This window comes from Endozoicomonas sp. ALB032 (genome assembly GCF_049310125.1).
Classification (GTDB): Bacteria; Pseudomonadota; Gammaproteobacteria; order Pseudomonadales; family Endozoicomonadaceae; genus Endozoicomonas_A.
In genome coordinates this window covers 4,090,207-4,108,252 of the sequence record NZ_JBLYNW010000001.1, presented here as the reverse complement: position 1 = coordinate 4,108,252, position 18,046 = coordinate 4,090,207, and the positions used below count along the sequence as shown (strand labels likewise).

The 18,046-nt window shown below is 48.0% G+C and carries 11 protein-coding genes; 2 read left to right on the top strand and 9 right to left on the bottom strand.

Annotated elements, in window-relative coordinates; translation table 11 throughout:
* Positions 1-200: 200 nt before the first annotated feature.
* From ACO6VG_RS15780 to ACO6VG_RS15765, 4 genes are all read right to left on the bottom strand, one after another.
* Positions 201-1,745, bottom strand: a complete 1,545-nt coding sequence (locus ACO6VG_RS15780) for a hypothetical protein (RefSeq protein ID WP_422137590.1) — start codon at positions 1,743-1,745, stop codon at positions 201-203.
* A gap of 393 nt (positions 1,746-2,138) precedes the next feature.
* Positions 2,139-3,923 (bottom strand): hypothetical protein, encoded by a 1,785-nt coding sequence (locus tag ACO6VG_RS15775; RefSeq protein WP_422413971.1) that lies wholly within the window; start codon positions 3,921-3,923, stop codon positions 2,139-2,141.
* 610 nt (positions 3,924-4,533) lie between these two features.
* Positions 4,534-6,294, bottom strand: coding sequence for a PT domain-containing protein (locus ACO6VG_RS15770; protein WP_422474661.1), 1,761 nt, complete (start codon positions 6,292-6,294; stop codon positions 4,534-4,536).
* A 511-nt stretch (positions 6,295-6,805) separates the two neighbouring features.
* Positions 6,806-7,027, bottom strand: coding sequence for a hypothetical protein (locus ACO6VG_RS15765; protein WP_422137587.1), 222 nt, complete (start codon positions 7,025-7,027; stop codon positions 6,806-6,808).
* Positions 7,028-7,296: 269 nt separating this feature from the next.
* Between ACO6VG_RS15765 and ACO6VG_RS15760 the strand changes: the two genes are divergently transcribed.
* Together ACO6VG_RS15760 and ACO6VG_RS15755 are read left to right on the top strand one after the other, a co-directional pair.
* Entirely contained in the window at positions 7,297-8,763 is a 1,467-nt protein-coding gene (locus ACO6VG_RS15760; protein WP_422474660.1) for a hypothetical protein, read from the top strand.
* Positions 8,764-9,201: 438 nt separating this feature from the next.
* Positions 9,202-9,810 carry a flavin reductase family protein gene (locus tag ACO6VG_RS15755; RefSeq protein ID WP_422137585.1) on the top strand — a complete coding sequence of 203 codons (609 nt, stop codon included), beginning with the start codon at positions 9,202-9,204 and terminating at the stop codon, positions 9,808-9,810.
* A gap of 120 nt (positions 9,811-9,930) precedes the next feature.
* Here the strand turns inward: ACO6VG_RS15755 and ACO6VG_RS15750 are convergent, their stop codons facing one another.
* The 5 genes from ACO6VG_RS15750 to smc all read right to left on the bottom strand — a co-directional run bounded on the left by ACO6VG_RS15750 (position 9,931) and on the right by smc (position 17,841).
* The gene (locus tag ACO6VG_RS15750) at positions 9,931-10,515 is read right to left on the bottom strand and encodes a hypothetical protein (RefSeq protein ID WP_422137584.1); all 585 of its coding nucleotides are present in this window, start codon (positions 10,513-10,515) and stop codon (positions 9,931-9,933) included.
* Positions 10,516-10,518: 3 nt separating this feature from the next.
* Positions 10,519-12,561, bottom strand: coding sequence for an NAD-dependent DNA ligase LigA (gene ligA / locus ACO6VG_RS15745; protein WP_422137583.1), 2,043 nt, complete (start codon positions 12,559-12,561; stop codon positions 10,519-10,521).
* A gap of 195 nt (positions 12,562-12,756) precedes the next feature.
* The gene (gene zipA / locus ACO6VG_RS15740; protein ID WP_422137582.1) at positions 12,757-13,839 is read right to left on the bottom strand and encodes a cell division protein ZipA; all 1,083 of its coding nucleotides are present in this window, start codon (positions 13,837-13,839) and stop codon (positions 12,757-12,759) included.
* A gap of 217 nt (positions 13,840-14,056) precedes the next feature.
* Positions 14,057-14,239 (bottom strand): hypothetical protein, encoded by a 183-nt coding sequence (locus ACO6VG_RS15735; RefSeq protein WP_422133170.1) that lies wholly within the window; start codon positions 14,237-14,239, stop codon positions 14,057-14,059.
* A gap of 92 nt (positions 14,240-14,331) precedes the next feature.
* Positions 14,332-17,841, bottom strand: a complete 3,510-nt coding sequence (gene smc, locus ACO6VG_RS15730; RefSeq protein ID WP_422474658.1) for a chromosome segregation protein SMC — start codon at positions 17,839-17,841, stop codon at positions 14,332-14,334.
* Positions 17,842-18,046 lie beyond the last annotated feature (205 nt).

Genomic DNA, 18,046 nt, shown 5'->3' with positions numbered 1-18,046 from the left:
CTTATCATAACAGATAAGCCTATTCTCGGTCAGGCTCCTAGCAGCCTGTCGGACTTAAGCGTCCGTAGCGAGGATTGCAAGAAATTGAGGATAAAAATCTCTGTTTCTGAGGAGAATAGCGAGCTATTTGACGAAGAAACAGGGATTTTTAGACCAATTTATTGCAACCGCAGTAGGACAGTCTTAAGTCCGACAGGCTGCTAGCGTGGTTCAAATATATCTTGATATCCCAATGGCTCCTTATCCCCCAATACGGCGTGCCCTGACCTTCCTCTCAATCCACTGATACATCCCGGTAGCCACTGAAATGCCGGAAAACCCAAACCAAACGTAATAGCTAATGCCTGACTGGTATGCCTTATCCAGGCTTGCCTGATCCGTTTTGAAAGATGGAACCAGGACTGAGTAACGATCTGGTCAGCAAGAAACACGCCAGCTCCAACGCATACTTTCTCCCCCGTGGTTAATTTTTCTAATGCCTTTAATCCTGCGGCATCAGTCTTATTCATAACCAGAGCGCCTGTATCAACAACATCAGAAGTCAGTGCGGGTGAAACCTGAGTCGTATAGGAAGAAGTTGTGAATGAACTGACTGAAGTGTTTGAAATGGATGAAGTAGATGTTGGCATACTGCAATGACAGGCAACATGAACATCTGCCGAAGACCATTCGCTCACCGAAGCAAATCCTGCCTGATATCTTTTCTTACCCCAGCAGCTACGCTTACCGACGTGCTCAACAGCCGGCACAAAACCCCATGCTTGCGCTCTGCCTTTTAATCCAAATGCTCCATCTATCATTTTGAAGTCAAAACAGAAATTATTATTAAAGACGCGCCCCATATAGTGATCAGGATCCGATGGATTATCCCGATCAATGGATAAATCATTGCGAAACTGATCAACGACGCTGTTACAGGTAGAATCGACGAAGTTCAGAACGTTTTTCCTGAAATATAAGGCTATATAGAACAACTCACTACTGCTTTTTGGTGAATCGGTTGCTGTCCTGCCAGTGGGTACAGATATGAATGTTGTGGTGTCTTTCAAGGTCAACGCCACTTGCCCTGTTTTCTGAAGACATCTGACACTCAATGCAGCGTTTTGACGGCGTGTTGGTCCTTGCTCTCCTTGTGACAGATAAAACTCAGAGCGCATAAATCGGTAGATGAAATTTTCCTCGGTTCCAACCCCGTCAGCATAATTGGTACAGCCCAGCTCTACCAGCCCGATCTTCATATCACTATCCGCTGGGTCCATTACCAATTTAATGTTGTCAGCAACAAAAATACCCGCACCTCTGAGATCCATAATACCGAACGGAGTGTGATTCTGTGTGGTCGGGGTTGTAAACGACTGCCCTGTTGCTAAACCCCTCCCCATATCTAAAGGATTTCTGGAATCAATTTCGATATTCGCCAGATAGTAAACAGCATTATTACGGGTTGCCGAGATCATGAAATGATGATGTTTGCCTCTCCCAATCACAAATTCCGGCAGAATATCTGCATTGTTTCCCACGAAGGCCGAATTATCCGGTAATTGAAAAGTATTAATTGTTCTATGACCGCGACTGATGGTCTTAAGTGGTAATTCATAGACGGCTGGTTGCTCCTCTCCTGACGATTGCTCTGCATCAAAGATAAACAGGGTTGGAACGTTCGTTTTAAAAACCTCTTGACCCAATGGTTCTGCTGTAGCGGATATTTTTCTTATCTCGACCGTTTCAGCAATGGGCGCAGACACTGAGGGGGTACCTGGAGAAGTACCCGGCGTAAATGTTGTCGGAGGTACCTGATTGTTCTTTTGCCTGATGAGATCCTTAAAAGCATCTAAATGGTGTATGCAAAAGCTCCTATCGGTATCACTGGCTAATTTAGAACAACTTGAAAATTTTGTACATATGGAACTTTCCGTTGAGCAAGCTGTGGGAGAAGCATGACAGGAGAAGGTATGGATTGCTAACAATAGAACAGCCCCTTGCCCGGATCTGGAAATATTCATAACTGCACTCTGTCTAATTTTTAATAGCTGAAACAGAAGCATCCATACTGTTACAATCCTTATTAAGAACGTTATATATCCTAGACCGGATATTTTATAAATAAAGGTATCGCCCTCTGGTATTTTTTCGACAAACTACATCTGTTGAGCGGGATCTTTCAATAGGCCGATCTCTATATCTGTTTTTTTCAATCCACTTTTACATTTCGGTAGCAACTGGATGGCCGGAATACCCAAACCTAAAGTAGCAGCTAGTACCTGACTGGTATGCCTTATCCAGGCCTGCTTGATACGGCTTGAAAGATAGAACCAGCAATGAGTAATGGCCTGATCCAAAGTAACTGCGGCAATACCAATGCCTGCTTTCTCCAATTCGGTCAATCCTCTAGTGCCGTTACTGTCAATAGCCAGAGCACCTTTACCCGGAATCTGTGTGGGTGAAGTGTATGCTACCTGCGTTGTGTAAGGATAGGTTGGGAATGAACTGAATGAAATTGATGTTGGCATGGTGCAATTGCAGGCAACATCAAAGCCTGCCTTCGACCATGCACTCACAGGAGCAAATCCCAATTGATAACGCTTATCCAATGCAGTCGAACAGCTGTGCATATCGGTGTGATCAACAACTATCAAGCCCCATGCTTCCTCTATGTCTTTTATTCCAAAAGCTCCTTGCATTATTTTGATATCAGAACAGTAATTGACGCCCCGGACACCACCCATGTAATGATCTGGATGAAATTTGTTTGTTAAGTCGACCGATAAATCATTGCCATGCTGATCAACGACGCTGTTACAGGTAGATTTATCCAGGCGCAATACATCTTCTCTAGGCGCTAAATTCATAGAGAACACGACACCATTGCTATGTGTCGGACGGGGTAACAAAGTTTTAGTGGGTACAAATATGACTGTTGTAGTGTCTTTCATGGTCAACTCCACATACCCTGTTTTCTCATCGCAATCGACACTCAATGCAGCATTTTGAAAATGTGTTACATCTTTCAGGCTTTTCTGGAGATCAAATTTGGTCTCCGTAAATCGATAGATAAAACGCTCTTCTGTTCCTTTCCTGTCAGCAGAATTTGTACACCCCAGTTTTACCAGATCAATATCATCCTGATTATCCGCCGGATCAAGTACTACCTTGATGTTATCCGCAAAAAAGATACCTGCGCCCTTCAGGTTCAGAACGCCTGCGGGTATGTGAGCCTTTGAAGTGGGAGTTGTAACCGCCGGGTATCCTGTAGGAGCTGTCGTTGATCTAACAGCCTTTTTCCGAGGATTCCTGGAATCAATTTCAATATTCGCCAAATAATAGACAGAATCATTATTGGGTGCCGACATCACGTAATGACTCTGTATACCGCCCTCAATAACAAATTGAGGCCGAACAGTCGCGCCGTTCCCAACAAAAGCCGAGTTATTCGGTAACTGAAAACTGTTGACACTTCCGGAACTGCCACTGACGCCACCTTTCAACGGTAATTCATAGATGGCCGGTTGCCCCTTTCCGGGGACTTGCTCTGCATCAAAGATAAACAAGGTTGGATCATCAGTTCTAAAAATCTCATGACCCAGTCTTTTTGTCGTAGCGGATATTTTTCTAATATTGAACGTTTCATCTATTAAGTAGGTACTTGGAGCAGTGCTCAGGGAGCTATTTGGAGAAATACTTGAGTAAGCAACCGGGAAAGACGTTGTTGGAGATACCTGACTGTTTTTTTCTCTGATGAGTTTCTTAAAAGCAGATAAATGAGCACTGCACACGCCTCTATCAACACCGGTTAACTGAGAACAGCTTGAAAAATCTTTGAACAGGGTACTGTCCGTTGGCCCATCAATGGCGAAAGCATGACAGGGAAAAGCATACGTTGTCGAGAGTAGAGCAACCACCAGGACGGGTCTGGAAATATTCATAACTGTACTCTGTCTGATTTTTTAAAAGCCAAAACTGCAGCATGTTTACTGTGATAATTCTCTTTAAGTTCGTCATAAATCCTAGCAGCCTGTCGGACTTAAGCGTCCGTAGCGAGGATTGCAAGAAATTGAGGATAAAAATCTCTGTTTCTAAGCAGAATAGCGAGCTATTTGACGAAGAAACAGAGATTTTTAGACCAATTTATTGCAACCGCAGTAGGACAGTCTTAAGTCCGACAGGCTGCTAGACCGGATATTTCATAAATAAAGGGTGACACTCCCGCTTTGTCGAGGATGTCGCAAAACTCTGGTTCCCATGCTTTCAGGCCCTGTGGGTCCCAGCGTGGGAACCCATACCTATCTCACGGTGTAGAGTCTGCTTTTCAGTGGAGGTATGCATTCCCACGCAGAAGTCTCCATCAGCAGTAACCGGGTACCCCTCGGTTGCACAAACACGCAAGCAGAAGGCTCTGCACCTGTGCGGCTCGGCCTGCGCGGCTCGGCCTGCGCGGCTCGGCCTTCACGCCTTATATCACCGCCCTGAAAGGGCGATGGTTTACGGCGATTTACGCTAATCCAGATTACCGACTTACAGGGGGCTAGCAACAAACTATGGCTGCTTCTCTTCTGTCAATAGAGTGTGCACTGCACTCCTACCTCTCAACCGACTGATGCATTTTGGCATCAACTGGATTACCGGCAGCCCCACCCCCAATGTAGCGGCTAACGCCTGACTGGTATGTCTAATCCAGTCTTGCCTGATCTGGTGTGAAAGGTAGAACCAGCCCTGAGTAATGACTTGGTCCACAAAAACAGCGGCAAGTCCTATGCCTGCTATTTGCCCCGGGGTTAATCCTGCCGCACTGGCATCATTCTTTTCCAGAGCATCGGCACCAACAATAGCGTAGGGCACCCGGGTTATAGAAGTAGATGTTGGCATTGTGCAATTAGCTGTAACTTCAACACCTGCTTTAGACCATTCGCTCAATGAAGCATACCTTGGTCGATAAGTTTTTTTCACTGCAGGATTACAGCCATAATTACTGTTGTAATCAGTTAATATCCAACCCCATGCCAGTTCTCTGTCTTTTAATCCAAAGGCTCCCTGAATCATATTAATCTCTGTACAGAAACTGGTATAGATGTCACCCATATACAGATCGCGATACGATGGATCAGCTGAGCTAATGGATAGATCATTGTCAAACTGATCAACGACACTGTTACAGGAAGAACCGACAAAGCGCATAATGTTGTCTCTTGGCCATAAGTAAATAGAGAACAACTTACCACTGCCTGGTGCATAAGAGGATATTGGATCTCCAGGGGGTACAAATATAACGGTTGTAGTGTTTCTCATGGTCAACCGCACTTGCCCTGTTTGTTGATAACAGGAAACACTTATTGCAGCGTGTAAACCATATTTTGTTTTTTTTAAGCCTTGCAGTAGATCAAATTCAGAGTCCGTAAATCGATAGACGAAAGTCTCTTCTGTTCCTCTCCCGTCAGCAAAATTTGTACATCCCAGCTTTACTGGTTGGAGAGTCTTACGATAATCTGCCGGATCCAGTACCACCTTGATGTTGTCTGCAACAAAAATACCCGCACCTTTCAGTTCAAGAACGCCAAAAGGTTTATGAATCTCTTTACCGGTGGAATCTAAGGCAGCCGTCACTGAAGAACTGCCCCTGTCCAGAGGATTTCTGGAATCAATTTCGATATTCGCCAGATAGTAGACAGCATCATTATTGGGTGCCGACATCACATAATGATTCTGTATACCTCCCTCAATTACGAACTCTGGTCGAATATCTTTACTGTTCCCCACAAAAGCGGAGTTATCAGGCAACTGAAAACTCTTTACTCCCCTGATATCGTCGCCACTATCGGGCACAGTCAATGGCAATTCATAAACGGCGGGGTGTTCCTGTCCGGGTGATTGCGCATCAAAGATAAACAATGTTGGAATGCTGGTTTCAAAAACCTCTTTATCCAGCCTTGTTGTAGCCGATATTTTTATTATCTTGACCGTTTCGGGAATTGGAGAAGCACTGGGTGAAGCCGTTGAGTATGACGTTGCTGGAGATATCTGATCGTTTTTTTCCCTGATCAGAGCCTCAAAAGCCGACAAATGATAGTCACACACCTTCTTATCTACTTCGCTGGCTAATTCAGAGCATCTTGAATCATCCGTATCTGTGGGACTGCCTGTTGGCGCATCTGTGGGACTGCCTGCTGGCGCATCTGTGAGATTGCCTGTTGGAGCATCTGTGGGGCTGCCTGTTAGCGCATCTGTGGCGTAGACATGACAGGGTAAGGCATAAATTATTGACAATAAAGTGATGACCAAACTGTATCTGGAAATATTCATAACTGTACTCTGTCTGATATTTTAAAGTCACAACAGATGAATCCTTACCACGATAATCCTATTTAATGTCTTCATAAATAAAGGCAATGTCTTCAACAGTAGGAAATGAGCCTCATGCTTTTGGAATGTTTATATCAGGAAGCCGGTGACACTGCTTTAAAAATTCATATTACCGACTTGCAAAGAGCTTTGTGCCAAACCACGATCGAGCTTAATGTGTCAACAGAGTATAGAATCTCTTTCCACTCAATCCACTGCCACATTTTGGGTAGCGGCTGGACTGCTGACTGCCGGGTACCTGGCTTCTGACCTGAGGTTAATCCTGCTGTGCCAATATTATTCATAGCCATAAGTACCCAACCAGTTGGTTTCGCATATTCTGGACGGAGGCTTTTTCCATCCTTCTGCGTTCCAACTCTGGTTGCGTAGCTGTGGCTACGCGCCCGTCGTTGCGCCTTGAAGGATGAAAAAATCCACTCACCAGAATATGCGAAACCAACTGGCCAGGTACTTAGCGTCTGACATCAGAAATATCGCAGGATACCGGAGTTTTATCCTGAATGGCTTTGGAAGTAGGCAAATCAGAATGACAGGCAACATCAAAGCCTGCCGAAGACCATGTACTCACTGAAGCAAATCCCAGTTGATAACGCTTAGCAAACACATTCGAACATCTGTGGGAAGCGGCTGGATCAACGTCTATCAAGCCCCATGCCTCGTCTCTGCCTTTCAATCCAAATGCTCCCCGGAATGCCAAACGTGAACACCCTGCACGAGATGGTTATTCAGGACGAACAAGATTAGGTTTTTGTACTATGGGTGGGGCTTAATATTTACCCTGAGATCTGTGATTAAAATCAATGTGTAAACGTTGCCAATGGAGAGGTTTTTTTTATTAAATTCTGAAAAGTTTTTACAGCACTGAATGGAACATTTTTTTTGATGGATAAGTATAAATACAGAGTCTAGACTTCTTGTCGATTGCTTCAAGGGGTCCTGAGCATGATCACGCTGAAACACTATTTATTAGCCCGATTAGTCGTCCCTTTACTCCTGTTGATGGCTTTGTTTGCAGAAGCCCGGACGACTCAATCTCCAAACGTCAACTCTTCTCCAGCCACAACCTCTTCTTCTACAGCACCCTATTCTCCTCTGCCGACAGTATTGTGTGACTCTCTTACGGGACTAACGACGGGGGTTATTCAGCGGCTGAACCAGTACAGCAAACTTTTTAGTGGACGACAGTGTATTGTTCTCACTGCTGATCCGACAGGGGAGACAGAGGATCTGAGTGAGACGATCAAACGGATTCCTGAAGACACTGTTATACTGCTCTCTTCCGAGACTCTGTCTACTGCGCCATCTACTTCTACATCCTCTCTCCCTCCGGTGGATAAAACCCAGGTTGAGTATCTTATTGATAAAGCAATAGTTTTGAAGGACGGTCAGGACATCATTGGTGCAGCAGACGATGGTTTTGAAATAGTGATCAGAGTTGGCGCAGGTTTTAGAGATCTGTCTATGGTCATGATTGATGACATGTACGATTTCGATAAAACCAGAGACAGTCACATAAGGCATGTTACTTTCCAGCCCGTTGGACCTGATAACAATGTGGGGGCTTTTTCTATTATTTATGCTGGTTGTTATAACCGGAAACTGATTGTAGAAAATAACCTGTTCCATGTGTCTGTCAGACGGGCCGGACTTTACTTCTCTTGCGCAGGACCCCTTGATGCATCGGTGAACCAGAGTTCGGGCCTGCGGTTTGCCACTAACATCATGATAGGTAAATCCATACTCTACGACGGGAGGGATATTGTTCCCAAAGGGATAGATATTTATTATGCCGGTACGCAGCAGTTACAGAAGATCGCTGTTATTGGAAATACATTCAAGGGCGAGATGGCACACGCGGGTGACTTTTACCTACCGGCAGGGAGCAGTATGGATATTTTCAGAAACATTGTTGATATCAACAACAATACTCTGGGCAAGAAACCTCTTCCAACAGGATTAGCTCGTTTTAGAGATGGTTTCCTTCTCAGAGGTAGTTATGATACTAAAGTCAACTTGGTACCTCCTCTTTTTAATCTGGCAGGCAATCGGATACGCTCAAAAAATACAGCTATAGGTATCGAAGGACACATTAAACTGGCACTGGCCTGTAACCATCTCAAGGCGGTCAATCCGTGGCGACAATATCCACCTTCATGGTGGTGGCGACCACAACAATACGGCTTGAAAGCCGTTGATCCACTACCATTGGCAGGAGAGTGTAAAGGCACTGCGGATTCAACCGGTGCCATAGTAACGCCCACTTCAGCGAAAGTCTGCCAGGTTTTCAATACCTGGAGGTCTATCAATGGTTCCATGATCAATCCTTTGAGTGGACTGGACAGCCTTGATGGTCAGCTATTCAGTCTTGATGGTCAGTTATTTTTGATTTATGAGTCTGCCCCTCGGTGACTGTTGTTTCCTACAACACGAGCTCTGAGGCCGACGAGGCCCGCACGGTGTCCACTTAAACACCTTCAACCATTTTCCCCTGGCAGACGGTCGTTAAACTTCTGGAAAACGGTATTCCGCTTTCCAAACTCACAGGAGGTCACGCCATGGAATACCTATACGAATGAGATAAAGCATACGATCAGGCTTGTTATTTATACGGGCTTGTTTGAGAATTGGCTGAAGTTTCAACCAGTGCTTGTCACAGAGCATGAGGCGGGGCATAAAAGATTCGTATCAGGGCTTGTGGGAACTGCAATGATACGGGTCTGTGAACCTTTCTCAAGCCTGCGAACAAAACCTCAAAAGCCCCCGGGGCCACCAAAGCCCGAATTCGATTGAAAAGTATAAGAAACAGCTTGCAAAAACAGAGAGCTGATTTTTCCAGGGAAGCGTGTTATGCACCTTAACGTAGAAGAAATGTCTGATACACAAGCCTATCACTTATTGACCCAAACTGTGATTCCCCGGCCTGTGGCCTGGGTGCTCACTGCCAATGAAGAGGGCGATTTTAATCTGGCACCGTTTTCATTTTTTACCGCAATCAGCAGTAACCCACCGCTGATTATGTTTTCTGTCGGAAGTAAGCCCTCTGGCGAAATAAAAGACACACGTCGCAATATTTTGCGTAGCAGATCGTTTGTTGTTCATATTGCACCTTCCTCATTAGCAGAAGAAATGACTGAGACAGCTCGAACGCTGGACTATGGCCAATCTGAATTAGAGCGTATTCATCTGACAACCAACAATGATTGGCAACAATCACTGCCTCGCTTATCTGAATGTGATATCGCTTTGTACTGCCAACTCTATGAGTATCAGGAAATCGGCAAGAACAAACAGGGACTTGTATTCGGCGAAATCAAACAAGCGTATCTGTCGGATAAAGTCGCATCTAAAGGCGAACGGCTGGTCATTGATGCAACTCAGGTAGATCCCATTTCTCGACTGGGTGGTAATGATTACGCTGCGCTGGGTAAGATCATTACCATTCAGCGACCCGTTTAACTGACGCTATTTTTCGGGATGAAAGTCATTCAGAGGCCTTTGATGATCTCTTGAAGAAAGCGAAAATGACGATAACGTCCCGAACTGCGATCAGTCGCTGAATCCTTGGAGGCTTCTTGCTCAAAGACGGCAACGTCGAAGCTGGGCACCGTAGTTTGAGGCTCGGCTGTGCACTTTTTTAGAGGTATTCAACAGCCAGGTTTTTTTCTTGTGACTACCCCGTTTGTAGCCGCCCCAACCCTCATGGTAATTCAGGTACAGCAGATCGGTATGCCACAGAGAGACACCATTGATGGTACGCGTTTTATGGGTATACCAGCCAATAAAATCAATGGCATCCTCAAAGTCATCCCGCGCCTTGAACCAGCCACCATTCTCTTTCAGATACATCTCCCAGGTGCCGTCCAGGGCCTGGGCATAGCCGTAGGCCGATGAACTTCTGGGCAGTGGTATGAACAGGAAACGGGGTCTGGGGGGCCTTACATCATGACGATAAGCGGACTCCTGATACATAATAGCCATCATGACCTGGATGGGAGTCCCCCATTTTTCATTGGCTTTTTTAGCATGGCGATACCAGCTACGCTTTTCTTTGAAAATACTACAGAGGTTATGAGGGTTGGCAGGCGGTGTTGTACTGGTGGCACAGCCGGTCAGAAAAAGAAATCCGGCTATGGTTACGATCAGTGCCAACCTTCGTTTCACTTATCAAACTCCCCATTCCTTCAGCAAATGAGCAAACTCATCTTCTGTGACGACACGAACGCCGAGATTTTGAGCTTTAGTCAGCTTGGATCCTGCCTTTTCTCCGGCCAGTAACGCCGTGGTTTTTGCTGAAACAGAGCCGGTGACTTTGGCTCCCAGCTTCTGTAATACAGCCTTGCCTTCATCACGGGTCATAGTGAGCAGGGTACCTGTCAGCACCCAAACCTCACCTGCCAGTGGTTGAACCACGTCGGCTTCCGGTTCGGCTTCTTCTTCCCAGTGCACCCCAACCTTCAGCAGTTCATCAATCACTTCAAGATTATGTTCCTGCTTAAAAAACTTTTCAATATGAGCGGCAACGACCGGGCCAACGTCATCCACTTCCTGTAACTGCTCAAGGGTCGCTGACCTGATCGCCTCAAGATCACGATAATGAGCCACCAGACTCCGGGCAGTCGCTTCACCTACCTCACGAATGCCGAGGCTGTAGATAAATCTGGCCAGTGTCGTTTTCTGACTAACCTTCAGAGCATTGATCAGGTTAGTGGCTGATTTCTTACCCATGCGCTCCAGGGATGCAACAGGCTCTACTCCGAGCTTGTGGAGATCAGCGACAGTATTCACAAGACCTTTGTCGACAAACTGCTCCACCAGCTTATCACCCAGGCCATCGATATCCATGGCTTTTCTGGAAGCAAAGTGCTTGATAGCTTCCTTACGCTGGGCGGAACAATAAAGACCTCCGGTGCATCGGGCTGCTGCTTCGTCTTCATCTCTTTCAACGTCTGAATGACAAACCGGGCAGTGTTCAGGCAACTCAATATCTCTGGCATCATCCGGTCTTCGGTCGGGAATGACCCGAACCACCTTCGGAATCACATCCCCGGCACGGTGAATCACAACGGTATCACCGATTTTCAGCCCCAGACGTGCTACCTCGGCCATATTATGAAGGGTTGCATTGCTGACGGTGACCCCACCCACAAACACCGGCTCGAGTCTGGCAACCGGGGTAATGGCACCGGTTCTTCCCACCTGGAACTCGACCTCTTTCAGAATGGTCATTTCTTCCTGGGCGGGAAACTTGCGAGCAATGGCCCAGCGGGGAGCACGGGCGACAAACCCCAGTTGTTCCTGCTGGGCCAGACTGTTGACCTTGTAAACGATACCATCAATTTCGTAGGGCAAGGCTTCGCGCTTGTCTTCCATTCTGGAGAAATATTCAGCGCAGGCAGCAGCCCCTTTCACTACGCGCAGTTCAGGGTTTACCCGCAGGCCCCAGGTTCTAAAACACTCAAGAATATCGGCATGTCTGTCTGGTAACTCACCCCCTTCAACAATGCCGGCACCATAACAATAAATCTCCAGGGGTCTTTTCGCCGTTATTTTTGAGTCAAGCTGCCTCAGACTGCCCGCTGCTGCATTACGTGGATTGACAAACACTTTTTCATCCCTGGCTTTAGCTCTCTGATTGAGTCTTTCAAAACCTTCCCTGGGCATAAAGATTTCACCACGGACTTCCAGACGATCAGGCCAACCATCGCCCAGCAACTTCAGAGGAATAGAAACGATGGTGCGCACATTCAGAGTGATATCTTCACCGGTCCTGCCATCCCCCCGGGTAGCACCTCGCACCAGTGAACCCCTCTCGTACAGAAGGCTGACCGCAATGCCGTCCAGCTTGGGTTCGCAGGCATATTCCACCACTGAACCAGTGCCCAGACGCTCCCGTACCCTGCGGTCAAAGTCATCGAGATCATCCTGGTTAAAAGCGTTATCCAGTGACAACATGGGCAGTTCATGACGAATCTGTCCAAACGCCGACAGAGGTGCGGCGCCCACACGCTGGGTGGGTGATTCAGGTGTGACCAGCTCCGGAAAGTCCGCTTCGATGGACTTCAGCTGTTGCATCAGGCGATCATAACTGGCGTCGGCAATGACGGGATCGTCGATTACATAATAACGATAGTTATGATCATCAATCTGTTCTCGCAGCTTCTGAGCTTGTTGTTCGGCTTCCTTGAGAGAGAGCTTAGTCTGGGTCATGATTCTGTTACTTAAGCGGCCTGAAGTGATTGTAAACAGCCTTGAGCTATTAAACTGACAATTCCCGGGAGGTACGAAGCCGTCTCTGGTTCCCTCGCCGACGTCGAAGGAGCCTGATCGCGAGGAAACGAGATGTTGGAGTTTTGCGACCCTCAGTCCGGGAGAGGATTTGGATTGATGAAGGCTAGAAAGAAATCAGTCAACCATCTTCTGGGTTAACTGTTTTCTTTCGAAATCACGAATGCGTTGACGATAGTGCTCCAGCGTCTGTTGAGTCAGTACACTGAAGTGCTCGTCTTTTAGCTCTCCACCCAGATCCAGTGCTAACTGACGAACCGTTTCTTCCATCAGCATAAACGATTTGAGTGGCTCACGGGGCCCCGGCAATCCCATAAAGATACTGACTGCCGGTGTATCAGTCGATTCCAGTTTGCCGATGTCAAAAGTGCCCGGCTCTACCCCGTTTGCCATGCTGAACAGAATCTGCCCGGTTCCATCTTTGTTGGCATAACGATGAAAGATCGACATATCACCATAGCGCATGCCCGAAGCCAGCAGGCTTTGGAGCAACCTTGCTCCGTTAAACTTTTCGCCTCCTTTAGCCAGCAGATTGATGACCAGAACTTCACTGGCAGCAGGACGATCCGCCAGTTTTTCCTGATTGACAGGACGGTGACTTTTTTCCGCTCTTGCAGGTTTGGTCGTTGTAACAGGTGGGACAGCCACCTGGAGTTCTTCAACAAACCCGGGCGTCAAAGTAAAGCTTTCCTGCACAGGTGTGCGCTCTTCAACTCCGGGGGCTGGTTTTTCAATCTCTGGAGTGGGCTCTTCAACTCCAGCTCCGGGCCCTGCAGAAAGCACTTCCGAGACATCATCCACCTGGGTCAGGACGGGTAAGGGTTCCGACGCTTTCTGAACCTCTGGCGCTTCGACAGGCTGCGCCTGCACCGATGTCACTGGCCTGGCAGGCGCTACTATTTCTGATTCAAGACTGGATATTTCCGGCTCGATTCGCTCCCTTACAGGCAAATGGGATGATTCTTCCGAACGTACCCAGCCCTTGACTGTTTCCAGCTTCTGGGGGCTTCCCTCAGACTTTCTGGCTCCACCATTGGGCAATTCACTACCAAATTCGTCTTCGTTACCTTTTACATCTTCAAGACCGAAAGACAGTTCTGACGCTCTTTTTCTAGCCAGACGCATACGGCGGTATCCATCAGCCAGAACGCCAATAATGACGACGATTCCGATTACTACCAACCAATCTCGTAAACTCATGTCCATGCCGCCTGCTTACCCAATGGATTGTTGCTGCCTGAAAATCAACAACCCGAAAACGCAAAAAAATCTGAAAATTGTAAATCAGTAAAATGTGCTACTATATTACAGCAAAAAATCTTGTAATCAGACCGTTGTCTATGACTATTGTCCAAGACTGCTGCTGAAACACGTCCTTGATCGTTACTTTCACATCGCTGTTCGGAAAGTGCCAGAATCAGGACAAACGAATCGCTCTGACCTGAAGCCCTATTCTGGCGAGTATTTGTTGTCCCTTCAAGCGCAGACCACGGATATCATTAACAATCTTCTTCAGGCACCTGGCCAAATGGGCAGGCACCTGAATAGTGATAACTTTTTCCAGCCGCCAGTGCAACTCTGTAAACAGTTCACCATTCACAAGAGGGTTGCACAGCAACAAATTTCCGAATCTTAACAACGAATAACAAACCAATATATTAGAAAACAGCCTGTAAAGACTGTTCCCGAGACTCAGAGTTCTGCCATGGCTGCGGCCTCTTCCACATCCACAGATACGGGCCTGGAGACACCGGGTTCCTGCATCGTTACACCCACGAGTTGATTCGCTGCCTGCATGGCGATCTTGTTGTGAGTGATATAGATGAACTGAACCTTGTCACTCATTTCCGAAACCATTTTGGCGTAACGGCCCACATTGGCATCATCCAATGGCGCATCCACCTCATCAAGCATACAGAAGGGTGAGGGGTTCAACTGGAAGATGGCAAAAACCAGGGCAATCGCCGTCAGCGCTTTTTCACCACCAGACAGCAAATGAATGGTACTGTTCTTCTTACCCGGTGGTTGCGCCATAATCGCCACCCCGGTATCCAGCAAATCTTCACCGGTCAACTGCAGATATGCCCGGCCACCGCCAAAGACTCTGGGGAACAGCTCCTGCAAACCGGAATTGACCTTATCAAAGGTCACTTTAAAACGCTGGCGGGTCTCCCGGTCGATTTTGCGGATAGCATTTTCCAATGTTTCCAGTGCGGACTCCAGATCCTGGTTCTGTGCATCCAGATAGGTTTTGCGTTCCGACTGGGTTTCGTATTCTTCGATCGCTGCCAGGTTGATCGCTCCCAGCCTTTCAATCCGCGCCTGCAGTCTTTCCAGCTCCTGCTCCCAGGTTTTCTCGGTGGCTTCTTCCGGCATGTTGGCCAGAAGGGTATCCAGATCAAACTGGTCTTCCCGCAATTGATCCGACAAGGTCGTACGCCGGACCTGCATGCCTTGCCAGTCCATTCTTAATTTCTCAAGTCTTGAACGGGCCGTCTGGGCTTTTTGCTCAGCTGACTGTCGGCTCCTTTCCATTTGTTGCAGTCGTTGTTCAACGTCTTCCAGTTCGCTGCGAGCCTTCTGCATGGCTTCCTCTTCTTCCAGCCTTCTGGCCAGAAGAATCTCCAGCTGTTCCTGCAACTCTCCTTCAGGAGAATGGGACTCTGACAGTGACGCCTGAAGCAACTCCCGGCGCTCCCGCAGCTTTGTGGATTGCTGGCTGAGTCGCTCGATAGCTGCCCGCAGGGATTCCGCCTGACTGTTGATGGTTTGCTGCCTCAAGGCCAGCTGATGCAGACGATCCTTATCCTGACGGGAAGTCTGCCGCAACTGTTCCAGCTTCTCCCGGCTCTTCTCTCTTTTTTCCAGCAAATCCTCTTTCAGACCACTGTCCATTTCCATTCGATCCAGAGCGTCCTGAAGTCGCAAACGAGACTCTCCGATACTTTCCTGTTCAGCCTGACTGAGCTCCTGACATTCAGCAATCTCGTGCTGAAGTCGGGTACGTCTTTCTGAAAACTGCTCGAGCCTGACTTTTCGGGCACCGAGATCCGCTCTGACCTCACCCTGGGTTCGGTTAAGCTCAGTGATCTGGTGTTGAGTCTGCTGTCGGCGGGTTTCCAGCTGCTCGGCCAGAGTTCTGGCATCAGCCAGACGTTCTTCTACCTGCAGGCTAAGCGCTTCCAAAGATCCCATCCGGCTGCCAAGCTCTTCAAGCTCCTGCTGACGGGCCAGAACACCGGAGTGATTGTCTGTTTCACGACAAACTCTAAGCCAGTTTCTGGACAGCCAGATACCCTCTCTCGTGACGATGGATTCGTGAGCCTGCAGGGAAGCTCGAGCAGATAGAGCCGCTTCCAGTGAATCAGTGACATAAATGCCTGCCAATAACCCTTTGGCCTCACTGCCTGACTGTACTTTGCTGGCCAGGCTATCCAGTCCCCCTTTGCCACTCTCAGTGACCTGATGGGCAGAAGCATCCAGCAAAACCGCTGTGCCCTGTTCCAGAGAATTCAAAAACCCTGCAACAGGGTCCAGATCATCCACACAGAGTGCCTGCAGGCTTTCTCCAAGAACGGTTTCAACGGCCAGTTCCCAGCCTGACTCCACCTGCAGTTTTTCGGCCAGCCTGGGTGCCGATGCCAGTCCATGCTGCTGCAACCAGACCATGACCCCGGTGTCCTGCCCCATAGCCGCCTGCTGCAGAGCTTCCAGAGAAGCATGACGCCCTCTGATCATACTCAGCTCATTGCGATGGCTGTCACGATCTTCCTGTAACTGATCAAATTGAAGGCGGTTTTCCTCTATGTCTGAGGTAACCTCTTCCAGTTTCAGTTCGTGATTTTCGCGAGTCAGCTCCAACTCGGTCAGCTTTTCGGAGAGCAATTCCATCTCTTCAATGTCTTCACCACCGCCAAGACTGCTGCTCTCTTCACGCAGACGCTGTTCACGCTCCTGCAAACGCTCCAGTACGGTTTCAGCATGTTGAATCCTGGACTGTTCTACTTCAGCCGCCTTCTGAGGCTCATGGGAGCGTTGATTAAACTGATCCCATTCCTGTTGCACACGATGCACTTCCGCTTCCACCTGGGCAAGGGAGTCACCGGACTGGTACTCCTGCTCCTGAAGCATCTCCAGCTCAGGCTCAATCTGCAATTTTTCTGCTTCCAGAATTTCCAGCTGAGACTGATCTTCAGCCATCTGTTCACGGGCTTCCTGCCAGCTTTGTTCAAGCTGTTGCAGGTCGTGGCTCAGTTCTTTGGCGCGCTCTTCTTTGTGGCGAAGCGTCTGCTCAATCCGGGTGATTTCATTGCCCGTGCCATAATACCTGGCCTGGGTTTCATGGAAATGATCACTCAGCTCCATTTGCTGGGCGCGGTCTTTTTCCATCCCGGCGTCGGAAGAGCGCTGTTCACTGACGGCAGCTTCCAGCTGGACTTCCAGCTCGGAAATCACATGTTCCTGATTCCTGACCTTTTCATCGATGCCGTGCCAGCGCAGGGCCTGAAGCTGGGCTTTTTTCAGTCGTTCATCGGCCTTGTATTCTTTGTACTTTTCTGCCGCCTCGGCCTGTCTCTGCAAATGCCCGAGACGACGCCCCAGCTCCTCACGCAGGTCAGTCAGTCTTTCAAGGTTTTCATTGGTTCGGCGAATGCGGTTTTCTGTCTCACGGCGGCGCTCCTTGTACTTGGAGATACCGGCAGCTTCCTCAATAAAGACTCTGAGCTCTTCCGGCTTGGACTCAATCAGCGTGGAAACGATACCCTGACTGATGATGGAGTAACTGCGCGGACCCAGGCCGGTTCCCAGAAAGATATCCATAACATCTTTCCGGCGACACTTGTTGCCATTGAGGAAGTAAAAGTTCTTGGCTTCCGAGGTGAGCATCCTGCGAACTGAAATCTCGCTGTAGGCAGCAAATTCGCCAGTGACCCGACCTTCGTTGTTATCAAAGATCAACTCTACCGTCGCCTTTGCTGAAGGCTTGCGACTATTGGAGCCCTTGAAGATAACGTCGGTCATGGATTCACCACGAAGGTGCTTGGCAGAAGATTCCCCCATAACCCAGCGCACGGCGTCAATAATATTGGACTTGCCGCAGCCGTTGGGACCAACGACACCGCACATATTGGAGGGAAAATGAACCGTTGTGGGATCCACGAAGGATTTGAAACCGGCCAGTTTGATCGATTTAAGACGCATCTTTTCCTTAGTTCGTAGCTATCAGGACCACAGCTGCCTGGTTATCAGTAGGTAACAATTCTCTACGAGTGTACACAGATTATGCCCATCAGGAAAAGTCGTTGTAACCGAAAGCTTTGATCATCAGCCTTCAGGCAAGTTCAGCAAGAAATAAAGAAAAAAAAAAGAAAAAAAAGACACCCAAAAAAAAAAGAAAAAAAGAAGA